This window comes from Paenibacillus sp. FSL L8-0663 (genome assembly GCF_038008125.1).
GTDB lineage: Bacteria > Bacillota > Bacilli > Paenibacillales > Paenibacillaceae > Paenibacillus > Paenibacillus polymyxa_D.
This window is the reverse complement of record NZ_JBBOYM010000001.1, coordinates 5,023,874-5,036,573: the sequence shown is the minus strand read 5'-3', so window position 1 is coordinate 5,036,573 and position 12,700 is coordinate 5,023,874. Positions and strand designations below refer to the sequence as shown.

The 12,700-nt window shown below is 45.1% G+C and carries 8 protein-coding genes; 5 read left to right on the top strand and 3 right to left on the bottom strand.

What is annotated here, in order from left to right; all coding sequences use genetic code 11:
* The first annotated feature begins 136 nt into the window (after nucleotides 1–136).
* Together MKY75_RS22300 and MKY75_RS22295 are read left to right on the top strand one after the other, a co-directional pair.
* Nucleotides 137–1,540 carry a DNA-binding protein gene (locus MKY75_RS22300; RefSeq protein WP_185156346.1) on the top strand — a complete coding sequence of 468 codons (1,404 nt, stop codon included), beginning with the start codon at nucleotides 137–139 and terminating at the stop codon, nucleotides 1,538–1,540.
* Nucleotides 1,541–1,801: 261 nt separating this feature from the next.
* Nucleotides 1,802–2,029: an aspartyl-phosphate phosphatase Spo0E family protein gene (locus MKY75_RS22295; protein ID WP_023990607.1), complete on the top strand. Its 228-nt coding sequence runs from the start codon at nucleotides 1,802–1,804 to the stop codon at nucleotides 2,027–2,029.
* Between the two features lie 235 nt (nucleotides 2,030–2,264).
* On the opposite strand, the gene MKY75_RS22290 is transcribed toward MKY75_RS22295, so the two are convergent.
* Both MKY75_RS22290 and MKY75_RS22285 read right to left on the bottom strand, forming a co-directional pair.
* Complete coding sequence (locus MKY75_RS22290; RefSeq protein WP_340886546.1) at nucleotides 2,265–3,080, bottom strand: flagellar motor protein MotB; 816 nt, start codon at nucleotides 3,078–3,080, stop codon at nucleotides 2,265–2,267.
* Nucleotides 3,064–3,891, bottom strand: coding sequence for a flagellar motor protein (locus MKY75_RS22285; RefSeq protein ID WP_340886543.1), 828 nt, complete (start codon nucleotides 3,889–3,891; stop codon nucleotides 3,064–3,066). Before MKY75_RS22285 ends, MKY75_RS22290 begins: the two co-directional genes overlap by 17 nt.
* Before the next feature lie 208 nt (nucleotides 3,892–4,099).
* On the opposite strand from MKY75_RS22285, the gene uvrB reads away from it, so the two are divergent.
* From uvrB to MKY75_RS22270, 3 genes are all read left to right on the top strand, one after another.
* Entirely contained in the window at nucleotides 4,100–6,091 is a 1,992-nt protein-coding gene (uvrB, locus tag MKY75_RS22280) for an excinuclease ABC subunit UvrB (RefSeq protein ID WP_029514536.1), read from the top strand.
* Between the two features lie 172 nt (nucleotides 6,092–6,263).
* Nucleotides 6,264–9,125 carry an excinuclease ABC subunit UvrA gene (gene uvrA, locus MKY75_RS22275; protein WP_029514535.1) on the top strand — a complete coding sequence of 954 codons (2,862 nt, stop codon included), beginning with the start codon at nucleotides 6,264–6,266 and terminating at the stop codon, nucleotides 9,123–9,125.
* 405 nt (nucleotides 9,126–9,530) lie between these two features.
* Nucleotides 9,531–10,742, top strand: coding sequence for a hypothetical protein (locus MKY75_RS22270; protein WP_340886541.1), 1,212 nt, complete (start codon nucleotides 9,531–9,533; stop codon nucleotides 10,740–10,742).
* A gap of 110 nt (nucleotides 10,743–10,852) precedes the next feature.
* Here MKY75_RS22270 and MKY75_RS22265 read toward each other — a convergent pair whose 3' ends face one another.
* On the bottom strand, nucleotides 10,853–12,478 hold the full coding sequence (locus tag MKY75_RS22265) for a nitrite/sulfite reductase (RefSeq protein ID WP_340886538.1): 1,626 nt from the start codon (nucleotides 12,476–12,478) through the stop codon (nucleotides 10,853–10,855).
* Between the last annotated feature and the right edge of the window lie 222 nt (nucleotides 12,479–12,700).

Genomic DNA, 12,700 nt, shown 5'->3' with positions numbered 1-12,700 from the left:
ACCATAATATAATAAAACAGTGTAGAAAAGGGGTTGACCATCATCCAATTTATTCATATAATTTCTAGTATATTGTAATTGATTATCGAGGAGGGTGATTTTTTAAAATCATCTGAATATGCCGGGGGTGTTTTTATTGGAAAATGCAACCACGATTCGTTCGGAAATTGAGAAAGAATTAAAACTTGGTGGCTACACGTTTAATAGTTTTGGACAAGCTACGGGGCTTAACCGGGGCATATTTAGTGCGATGCTTAACGGAAATCCACCTAAACCTATTTCTGTGAGACAAATGGACTTGATTACCAAAGCCTTTAATTATCCAGAGGGCTGGTTATACGACCTGTATGTGGATGAATGTTTTTATGATGGAAGACCACATTGGAAAAGGGTCAAGCCGTTCCTGATTCGTTGTGTTGAAGTGGGGAACTTGCGATGTGTTGAGAAAGTGCTTTCACGCTTAATGGAAGATCTTAACCACATTCCAACGATCTTTGCTTTGGCAGAGGAGTTATACGAAGGGGGGAAGCTGCAAGAGGCAATTCCTTTCTATGAATGTGTCATTGAAAATGAAAAGTATCAGCATTCTGAGAGATTGGCGATAAGCCATTATAAATTGTTTGTTGCTTCTGTGGGTCAAGATCTGGAGAAAAATTTGGAATCTGTTCTGAGATTTATTCCTTATCGTAATCGCTTACCAGAGAGTTATCAGCTAGATGGGCTTTTAAAAATTATCAATATATATTTTTATCTACATAAATGGGACAGCGTTAAGAAGTATGGAGATGAGTTGTGTACTCTCGCCAAAACTGTTTATTTAAATCGATATGAAAATAATAATACTAAAAGACGTGTTAAGGACGAATTTAAAACAGAGAAAAATCTTGTTTTCTATTACGGCTACGGATATTTATCTAAATCTACAGCTCTCCAAAAAATGGAGAAATTTGAGGAAGCACAATCTTATATTAAATATTACGCGGATTTAAGTTGGTTCAAAGGACTTAACTCAGAAGGTGAGCAATATGTAAAGATGTTCAGCCTTTGGGCAAAGGCAAACTCTTATACACTTGATATGCTTTTAGGAAAAAGAGATGTTTTAGTAGAATATATTTCTTTTCTCAATCAACATCCGGAAGAAAAATTATCTGGTCTTTTAACTATCTTGGAATCAGCTAACAAATATAACTTCTCGGTAGATTATGTACTTGAAAGTTTTTCAGCAGAGATTGATCAGTTCAAGTTTCTTGATGATGTGAAGAATAGAAACTATTATTGTTGTTTTTTATATCAAAGGGCAATTTATGAGTATAGAAGTAATAGCTTGGAGAAAGGAACAAACTATGTTCTAGACTGTCTTGCACTTTCATTGATTAGTCGGAATGATAGTGACTTTAAACAATGTGTTGCGTTGTTTGAGGTTTACAGAGAATTTGCTACTTATGAACAAACAAAGAGATACGAAAATATAATTAAGGAGGTGAATATCTATGAAAAAAGGTTATTTAGTGGTACTAGCCTTAGGTATTCTATTTTTTAGTATATTCCCTTTCTATAATCCAAGCAGTGTAGAAAGTTCTAATGAAATTATATTATTTAATCATGGCATGGGTTGAATTTGTATAGATGTGTATAATTCATAGAAGAGAACCACCGTTCTCGAAGCCAATTCCTATGGATTGGCTTTTTTGATTTATCCCGTTAAAGGGATGAATTGGGTTTTATTATATTTTTAACCTGTGGGGAAGGTATCAGCTTGTAAACTAATGTAAATACCACACCGAACAGGAGGTTTATTGATGTGAAATGGAAACAATTGGAGGAATGCATCGAAGAAAAGCGGAAGGAACTAAATGATTTGGCGAATGAGGTGGGATTGAAGGATCGGCGGGTGTTAATCAAGTCCATGGAGTTAGATCGACTTCTTAATAAATACAGCGACTGGAAATATAGCTATCGTAGACAACAGAGCATCCCCCAAAGTTCACAAATACAAGAGAAGCAACACGAGCTTGTCCTATCTTATTAATCTTCAAGCATCATGACAAGATAGAATCTAACTTCACCAGGGCTTCTAATACATAGTGGGATATAGAATAAACAAAATAATCTCTATTGCATCTCGTACGCTGCTCTTATCCACGTTGTTCGTACGGTTTATTGTTCTGCGTCTACATCAGGCGGAAGCCATGTATTAATGATGAATATGTATCAAAAAAACCTCCCGATTCACGTTATTACGTGACTCAGGAGGTTTTTGGGTTTTACTGTTGAAGTTGGCGTAGTACGGTGATTTCGACACGGCGGTTTTTTTGTCGTCCAGCTTCGGTGCTATTGTCACCAACCGGTCGAGTATCTGCATAACCCGCATACTGAAATCCTGAGGGTGAAAGTTGCTCTCTGTCGAGAAAGAATCGGAGTACAGATAGTGCCCGTGCGCCGGAAAGCTCCCAGTTATCCTTATACATCGATGAGTTCGATGAGCGCGTGAACGGAATGTTGTCCGTATGGCCCTCAATGCTAATCGGTGTTTTCAAATCTCGAAATAGACTGGCCAACTTGGATAGTGTGTTGGCAGAGCCTTGCTTGAGTGCAGCTCTACCTTGATCGAATAAAAAGCGGTCATTCAGCGTAATGACAATACCACGCGGCTGATCTGACACAAAAATCTGATTTTCCAGTTTGTTGTCCGTAATATATTCTTGAATGACACCCATTAAATTTTGCAGCTCTTTTTCCTGCGTACGAAATGCTTGTTCACGTTCAGTGAGCTTTGTCGATCCAGCTTCCTTTTTATCGGTTGCTGGTTGTTTGGTCGTGGGTGGATTCTTGCTGGTGTAACGATCGGCAGTACCTGTAATGCCCGAGCCCTGCTCCAAAATAGAATCTCCCTTGTGGAACGTATCCTGGAGGGATTGAACAACGACATCGTATTTTTTAGCATCCAGACTACTCATGGCATACATCACAACGAAAAATATGAGCAGCAGGGTAATCAGATCGGCATAGGTAATCATCCAGCGGTCACGATGGTCTCCGCCGCCTCCTTGGCCACCACGGCGCTTACCGCGCGCTCTCATGGAAATCCTCCTTTGGAGAAGCGTCCTCTGTGCGTGAGCGACGAGGCGGTTTGCGATCTATATTTTGCTCTGAGCGGATAAAGAACTCCAACTTTTTGCGTACAAGCTTTGGATTCTCTCCGTTTTGGATAGCCAGAATACCTTGCAGCAGCAAATCCATCGTGATAATTTCACTCTCACTGGCTGCTCTTATTTTGGATGCGATGGGCAGAAAGATCAGATTGGCGCTAGTCACGCCGTATAGGGTTGCGATAAAAGCAACAGCAATGGACGGACCAAGCGCAGTAGGCTCGGTCAGGCTGCCCAGTACATGGATCAGGCCCATGACAGTACCGATAATCCCCATCGTAGGGGCATAACCGCCTGCGGATTCAAATATTTTGGCGTACCCTTCATGTTTGTGTTCAATGGCATCTAACTCAAGCTCTAAAATCTGTTTGATCTGTTCCTGCTCGGTGCCGTCGATGACCAACTGAAGACCTTCGCGCAAAAATGCATTCGGATGCTCTGACGAAATACGCTCTAGCGCAAGCACACCGGATCGGCGTGAGGTGGCAGCCATGGAAACCAAATCTTCTATATATTGCTCCGTAGGATTTTCCTCACGGCTAAATGCCATCCGTAGAGCGGTGGGGATCGTCTTCAGCTTGGAAGCGGGGTAGCTGATCACAACTGCGGCGAAAGTTCCCCCAAATACAATGAGAGCCGATGTACCTTGAAGCAGCCCGGTAAATTCGCCGCCTTCCCATAAGAAGCCACCGATTAATGCTATGATTCCTGCGATGATGCCCAATACGATGGTGATATCCAAAATTTAATTCACTCCTATTCAAGACTTATCGTTTGCATCCGCGGTAAGAAAGAGGTATAATACGGGAACAAACATTCTTATCCAACCATATTTCCCAAGTATCATTGCTCGGGAAATATCGACATAGAGTTACAGGTAAAGACGTTAAAGCTCGACTGGTGTAAAATCATGATGTTTCCATTTTAGACGATAAGGGTGATGCAGGGCAATGAGTGATATCGTTGTTAGCGATAAGACTTTTGAAATTCAGTCGGAATTCCAACCTCAAGGCGATCAGCCCCAGGCCATTTTTGAATTGGTAGAGGGAATTGCAGAAGGAAAGAAGCATCAAACGCTATTGGGTGCTACGGGAACAGGTAAGACGTTTACCATCGCACAAACCATTGCCAAGTTAAATCGGCCTACGCTGGTTATTGCACATAATAAGACTTTGGCTGCTCAACTGGCGAGTGAGTTTAAAGAATTCTTTCCGAATAACTCCGTCGATTATTTTGTCAGCTACTATGATTACTATCAACCGGAAGCATACATCCCGTCTTCCGATACGTATATTGAGAAGGATTCCAGCATCAATGAGGAGATTGATAAACTTCGCCACTCAGCGACAAGCTCTCTGTTTGAGCGTCGTGACGTTATTATTGTAGCGAGTGTCTCCTGCATTTATGGTTTGGGTTCGCCGAAAGAATATTCAAGCCTGCTGCTTTCGCTTAGAGTTGGCATGGAGAAACCCCGCAATCAGATTTTGTCCCGCTTGGTCGATATTCAATATCAGCGGAACGATATCAACTTCGTGCGGGGTACTTTCCGTGTACGGGGGGATGTTGTTGAGATATTCCCGGCTTCCCATGGGGAACATGCTATACGTGTAGAACTATTCGGGGATGAAATTGAACGAATTACCGAGATTAATGTGCTTACGGGTGAATTGATCGGTGAACGTGATCATATTGCTATTTTCCCGGCATCTCACTTTGTTACTCATGAGGATACGATGAAGGTAGCATTGGTCAACATTGAACGTGAGCTTGAAGAGCGGTTAGCAGAGTTGAAGGAGCAAGGGAAGCTGTTAGAAGCGCAACGTTTGGAGCAACGTACCCGCTATGATATCGAGATGATGAAAGAGGTTGGTTTTTGTTCCGGTGTCGAGAATTATTCAGGTCCACTGACATTCCGTGAGCGAGGAGCAACACCATATACGCTAATGGATTATTTCCCGGATGATATGCTGATCGTCATTGACGAGTCCCATGTTACATTGCCGCAGATTCGTGCCATGTATAACGGTGACCAAGCACGTAAGAATGTACTGGTGGATCATGGTTTTCGTTTGCCGTCTGCATTGGATAATCGCCCGTTGAAGTTTGAAGAGTTTGAGGACAAGGTAAGTCAGATTATCTATGTATCAGCTACTCCAGGACCCTATGAGATGGAGAAGTGCGAAACGATGGTGCAGCAGATTATTCGTCCTACCGGGCTTCTTGATCCGATTATTGAGGTGCGTCCGAGCAAGGGGCAGATTGACGATCTTATTAATGAAATACGGCTTCGCATAGAACGTGAAGAACGGGTGCTGGTGACCACACTTACGAAGAAGATGTCCGAAGATTTGACTGACTATTTAAAAGAAGTAGGCATCAAGGTCCGGTATATGCACTCCGAGATTAAGACGTTGGAGCGGATGGCTATTTTGCGGGATCTTCGTCTAGGGACCTTCGACGTGCTAATCGGGATCAATCTTTTGCGGGAGGGTCTTGATTTGCCGGAAGTATCTCTGGTCACGATTTTGGATGCAGACAAAGAAGGCTTCCTGCGTTCTGAGCGCTCTCTGATACAGACAATCGGACGGGCAGCACGGAACAGTGACGGTCGTGTTATTATGTACGGCGATAAGATTACCGATTCTATGGATAAAGCGATAAAGGAAACGGAACGTCGGCGTGCGATTCAAATTCAGTATAATGAAGAACATGGGATTACCCCGCAAACCATACGTAAAAAGATTCGTGATGTTATTGAAGCAACTAAGGTGGCAGAATCGAAGAATGATTACCTTCCTAATGAGACGGGTAAACTTTCCAAGAAGGAGCGCCAATCACTCATTCAGCGTCTGGAAGCAGAGATGAAAGACGCCGCCAAGAACCTACAGTTCGAGCGGGCAGCCGAGCTGCGTGATGCTTTGCTGGAGTTGCGAGCTGATTAAACATTGAGAATAAGCTAGAAGCAAAACATATGAAAATAAAATGTTTGATTGCTTTGCTTTTAAAAATAGTGAGGGCGGCCTATGTGGTCGTTCTCTTTGCGATATATCACTTCCATGGGATAATCCAATGCGATATAGCATGACGTGAACTACGGCTAAGGAGATGAAACATTTGGCGAATGAAAGCATCATCATCAAAGGCGCACGCGCGCATAATCTCAAAAATATTGACGTGACGATTCCACGGGACAAGTTCGTCGTCCTGACAGGGCTTAGCGGCTCAGGTAAATCGTCGCTGGCTTTCGATACGATCTATGCGGAAGGGCAGCGGAGGTATGTGGAATCTTTATCTGCGTATGCCCGTCAATTTCTCGGGCAAATGGAGAAGCCGGACGTTGATTCGATTGACGGTCTGTCTCCTGCCATTTCCATTGACCAAAAAACAACAAGTCGGAATCCGCGTTCTACTGTCGGAACAGTTACCGAAATCTATGACTACCTGCGGTTGTTGTTTGCCCGGGTGGGTCATCCTCATTGTCCTGAACATGGCATTGAAATCACGTCACAGACCGTCGAACAGATGGTAGACCGCATTTTGCAGTATCCTGAGAAGACACGACTGCAAATCCTAGCTCCATTGGTATCGGGTCGCAAAGGTGAGCATAAAACACTGTTTACGGATATAGCCAAGCAGGGCTTTGTGCGGGTACGTGTGAATGGCGAACTGCGTGAATTGTCTGAGAAGATTGAGTTGGAAAAGAATAAGAAGCACTCGATTGAAGTGGTCGTAGACCGCATCGTTGTCAAGGAAGATGTGCGTGCGCGTCTGTCTGACTCTATTGAGACGGCATTGAATCTTTCAGGCGGGCAGTTGCTTGTAGACATTATGGGGCAAGAGGAGTTGCGGTTCAGCTCCAACTTTGCATGTCCTATTTGTGGATTCAGCATAGATGAACTGTCTCCGCGGATGTTTTCCTTTAATAGTCCGTTCGGCGCTTGCCCGGATTGCGATGGGTTAGGAGTTAAAATGGTGGTTGACCCTGATTTGCTCATTCCCGATCCTGAAAAAAGTGTGGAAGATGGGGCGTTTCAGGCTTGGAGTGGGGGAACTTCCACTTATTATCCTCAATTTTTACAGTCAGTATGCGAGCACTACGGTATTCCACAGGACATTCCTGTTAGTCAATTGACGACAGAACAAATGAACCTCATTTTACATGGAACGGGTGAGCAGAAGATCCGTTTCCGCTATGAAAATGATTTTGGTCAACGTAAGGAAGCCTATGTGACCTTTGAGGGGATTATCCCCAACTTGGAGCGTCGGTATCGTGATACGGCTTCTGAGGGCATACGTGAATTTATTGAAGGCTTTATGAGTGCAAAGCCATGTAACACCTGTAAGGGACATCGACTGAAAAAAGAAAGCCTGTCGGTAACCATTCAAGAGCGCAATATTGCTTATGTAACAGCCCTGTCTATCGGTGAAGCCTCAAACTTTTTCCATACACTGGAGCTGAGTGAGAAGGAGAAGTCGATTGCCAATCTCATTTTAAAAGAAATTAACAGCCGACTGGGATTCCTCGTTAACGTGGGTCTGGAATACCTGACTTTAAGCCGTGCGGCAGGCACGTTGTCAGGCGGTGAGGCACAGCGTATCCGATTGGCGACACAGATCGGGTCCAGTCTGATGGGTGTGCTTTATATTTTGGACGAGCCTAGTATCGGGCTGCATCAGCGAGATAATGATCGTCTGATTAGTGCTTTGGAGCATATGCGGAATCTTGGCAATACCTTGATCGTGGTGGAGCATGATGAAGATACGATGATGGCGGCGGACTATATCATTGATATCGGGCCGGGAGCTGGAATCCACGGTGGGATGATTATGTCGCAGGGGACCCCGCAGGAAGTTATGGAAGACCCGAATTCCTTAACCGGGCAGTATTTGAGCGGACGCAAGTTCATTCCGGTCAATACCGAGCGGCGCAAGCCTGCTGATAAGTGGCTGGAGATTCGCGGAGCTAAGGAGAACAATCTCAAAAATGTGAATGTCAAAATTCCGTTGGGTGTTTTCTCGGCTGTTACTGGTGTATCCGGCTCTGGAAAGTCGACGCTGGTCAACGAAATTTTGTACAAAACGTTGGCGCGTGATCTGAACCGGGCGAGAGTGCGTCCAGGGCAGCACAAAGAAATTCGCGGGCTAGAGCATATCGAAAAGGTTGTTGAGATCGATCAATCGCCAATTGGCCGTACACCGCGTTCCAATCCTGCAACGTATACTGGTGTATTTGATGATATCCGTGACTTATTCTCGCAGACGAACGAGGCCAAAGTACGAGGCTACAAGAAAGGCCGCTTTAGCTTTAACGTTAAGGGAGGTCGTTGTGAAGCTTGTAGAGGCGACGGCATCATCAAGATTGAGATGCATTTTCTGCCAGATGTGTATGTTCCATGTGAAGTGTGCAAAGGCAAGCGTTACAACCGGGAGACCCTGGAGGTTAAATACAAAGGAAAAAGTATTGCCGATGTGCTGGAGATGACGGTAGAGGATGCGACGGAGTTTTTTGAAAATATTCCGAAGATTCATCGCAAGATCCAGACGCTGATGGATGTAGGTTTGGGGTATATCAAGCTGGGTCAGCCTGCGACTACCTTGTCTGGCGGTGAAGCACAGCGTGTGAAGTTGGCCTCCGAATTGTATCGTCGCAGCACAGGCAAAACCATTTATATTTTGGATGAGCCGACAACTGGTCTGCATGTTCACGATATTGATCGATTATTGACGGTGCTGCATCGTTTGGTTGATTCAGGAGAGACGGTGCTGGTCATTGAGCATAATCTGGATGTGATTAAAACAGCCGATTATCTGATTGATTTGGGACCGGAAGGCGGAAGTGGCGGTGGAACGATCTTGGCTACCGGGACACCGGAGCAACTCGTGAAAGTCGAAGAATCCTATACAGGTCGATACTTAAAGCCGATCCTTGAACGGGATACAGAGCGTAGCCAAGCGCTTCAGACAGTCGATCTATAGATATCATTTAACGTGCGCTTTAAAAGCCCTGCACAGGCAGGAAGGCAGAATACGAACTACTGTATTTATGCCTTCGCCTTGGCAGGGCTTTATTTTTTTTGTAAAAAAAGAAAACTTTTATCAAATTCCTGCGTTAAAGCATGTGACACGTAGTTTACCAAGCGCTGGGATAATAAATCTATACGTATATTCATCGACAGAAAGTCTCTGAGTAGTCTCTAAATTTGGGGGTTTTGGATGTTTAGGCTCGGACTTGAAGAGGTAAATATATAAATCGTCATAGCATCATACAAAGTTCCGTGCCCACGTGACACCATTACAAGTTGAAGCGAAACCGTCTCTAGTTTTATCACATCTAAGGTTCATACAACATCTCTGAGGAAGTCATGAAGGGAGCTGGAACGCTTGAAGGTTAAGCAAAGTAGAGTTTTACGTACACGTGTGTATACATGGGCAGCAGGAGCTGCTTTGGCGGCATGCTTGATGGGATATAGTGCTGCACCGTCCTATGCCTCCGAGGTGTCCGAGGCGTTTGTGCCCAAACAAGCCGAAATCGAAACAAGTGCGGCCATTGGCAGTATTAAGGATTTAGGAAACGCTCACAATTACATTCAACCCACAGCAAATGGTGGGTTTTTAACGCTGAACGTCGAGGACGATACAGAAGCAAGTGTAGTACACGTCACATATGGCAAGCTGGACAGTTCTGTGGAGGCTGTATGGAAACATCAGCAGGATCTGAACGTACAGCCTGGAACAAGCAGCAGGGGAGTCCAGCGGGAGACGTCGGATGGTGGCTTGCTGTTTCTGATTGAATATACAAAACCGAACGGAATACGAGAGTTGCAGGCTTCACGATTGGACGAGGATGGAAACACCTTGTGGTCCAAAACATTACCCACAGATGGCTTGATATCTCATGGGGAGGATTCTCAGGTTGGCTTGGAGCCACTGGAGGATGGCGGTTTCCTGGTCTCCTATCTGAACCTTGCGGAACAGTCCTTCACTGTACTCAAATACACTGAAACTGGCGATATACAATGGAATCGAACGACGGCCGGAGTGACCTCGGGTTGGCTGGTCGGCAGTCACAATGGATATTATGCGCTTTTGAACAGCTCAGATGGTCCCGTGGGGGTACAAGCAGATGTATATGGTCGCGATATCCGTGACATCCATCTGGACTTGGGATCAGGTAAAGAAATTTCCGCAGTACGAGAGTTGCCGAGCGGTCATATTGCTGTAACAGGGCTTAAAGGAAACAGCAAGCGTACACAGGTGCTAAGTAATGGTCTGCAATTATTTAGTAATACAGAGGACTACGCGGCTGACCGGGTGTATCTGCCTGAGGAGCAGCTGTATGTCCAGTTCAGTGATCAATATGATCCACTGGGGAAAACCACGAAGATGCATGGCATCACTATCACAGGCTTGAAAGGAAACGGTACGAAGGTGTGGGAAACGAGGACTCATTATAAGGAGGACAATTCCTTCGGCATCCGGTATGATACGGGATTGATATATAAGATACCTTCAGGCTACGCGGTGGTGACATTTACAACAGGCGCTCATAAACCGACAGTACTCGATTTTGCGAAAATATTGATACCGGAGTAATCCGGTGTCTTTTTTTGTGAATGTGAGGGAAACGATTGCGGGGCTGTATGGCGATAAGAAACAGCCTGCTTGTATATGGGATACAGGCAGGCTGTTAATAGACTCTATATTTAGGATGCAACGTGGCTGGACTGTAAAATGGCAGACAGTTTTTCCTGGAAAGTCGGAATACCTACACGCTGTACATATGCGTAAAAGCTTTCGCCAGCGCTCCTGTTTTCTTTGTAGAACAGAATGAGCTCCGCCAGTACAGGTCCAACCTGATCCCCGCGTACGCGACCTTTGAGCGCCTTGTTAAACTGGGCGCCTGCCCCAAGCGCTCCGCCGACAGCGATGTCGAACGCGTCGACCAAACCTTCCGGTGTCTTTATGAGCGAGCCTTGCAGACCGATGTCCGCAATATGCTTTTGACCGCAGGAATTTGGGCAACCGATAAAATGAATGCGCACTTTTTCATCCAATTGTACGTGCTGATCCAAATACTCGGCAACGTCAATCGCCCGTTTTTTGGTTTCCACAATCGCCAGATTGCAAAACTCATTTCCTGTGCACGATATCGTACGACTCATAAAATGCTTGGGTTGTGGTGTCAGGCGTTGCAGCACGGGGGCTTCCAGTAGTTCATCCACTTGCTCATCCGGCACGCCGCTCAGCAAAATATTTTGCGACATCGTGGTACGAATCTGCCCATCGCCATAGCGGTCAGCCAGTTCGGCCAGTTCATGCAACTCGTCAGCACTAAGGCGACCGACAGGCACGTTCAGACCGACATAGTTCAGGCCTTTTTGGGCTTGAGGATGCACACCGTCAAAATAGGCGGCTTGCCAGCCAATCGTTTTGTCCTCGCCTCGTCCGGGCATTTCACCGATGTACTCGGTGAGCTTAGCTAGAAATTTGTCCGGGCCCCAATCGACAACGAGGAATTTCAAGCGAGCATGGTGCCGCTTTTCTCGATAGCCGTAATCACGGAAAATGGTGGTGACAGCAATAGCAACCTTCAGCACTTCCTCTGGACGAACAAACAAATCCAGAGACTGTGCCATATGCGGCTTGGCGGACAAACCTCCACCAACCATCACATGGAAGCCGATCACTTCTTTTCCGTCGAGGATCTTGGTGGCCGGAGTGAAGGACAGGTCGTTAATTTCAGCCTGTGCATTGTTGTACGTATTACCGGAGATAGACATTTTGTACTTACGCGGCAGATTGGAGAAGTCTCGATTTAATAAGAAAAAACGGTTTACTTCATCTACAATCTCTTGGGTATCTACCAATTCATTGGGATCAATACCAGCCAGCGGATTACCGACAATGGTACGCGGGCAGTCTCCACAGGCTTCGAAGGAATACAAGTTGACTTTTTCCAGTCTTTCAAAAATATCGGGCAAGCTTTCGACTGTCAGCCAGTGAAATTGAATCGCCTGGCGAGTGGTGACGTCCACAAGACCGCGTCCGTATAGCGCGGATATGTCTGCCAATGCATGTGCCTGTGCTGAAGTCATGATCCCTGTGTTGATGCGGACTCGCATCATGAAATGACCATCCTTGGGCTTTTGTTGATATACCCCAGCCCATTTGAAACGGTCCATATCGTCCGCAGAGATCGAGTCATAGCCTTCGTTGGCATAGTTTTCGATAATGGTACGGATAACGTCGAGACCGTCCTTTTCCAGCTTGACTAACTCGAATTTGTTAAGCTTATCGGGATGAGCGTTCCAGATTGGTTCGTAGGCCATTCGTTTAACCTCCTGTAGATGCTTATTTATACTTTAGTGTTTTGGATAGAGGACTCATGATTTTATTCTTTATTTCCGACAATAAAACTAAGATATAATGTGATGGTATCATAGTTGGTTATGCCCGTAAATGAAGGAATGACCTAAACGGTATAACGATTATTTATCGTTTTTGCTTATTTTTTTGATATAAGGATTTGGAAAATTTATAATATAAATAGC

What these genes read in the sequence shown, in the direction of transcription:
- uvrB (WP_029514536.1), top strand. Translation starts at nt 4,100, where the DNA reads ATGAGTGATATCGTTGTTAGCGATAAGACTTTTGAAATTCAGTCGGAA.
- MKY75_RS22290 (WP_340886546.1), bottom strand. Translation starts at nt 3,080, where the DNA reads ATGAGAGCGCGCGGTAAGCGCCGTGGTGGCCAAGGAGGCGGCGGAGAC.
- MKY75_RS22265 (WP_340886538.1), bottom strand. Translation starts at nt 12,478, where the DNA reads ATGGCCTACGAACCAATCTGGAACGCTCATCCCGATAAGCTTAACAAA.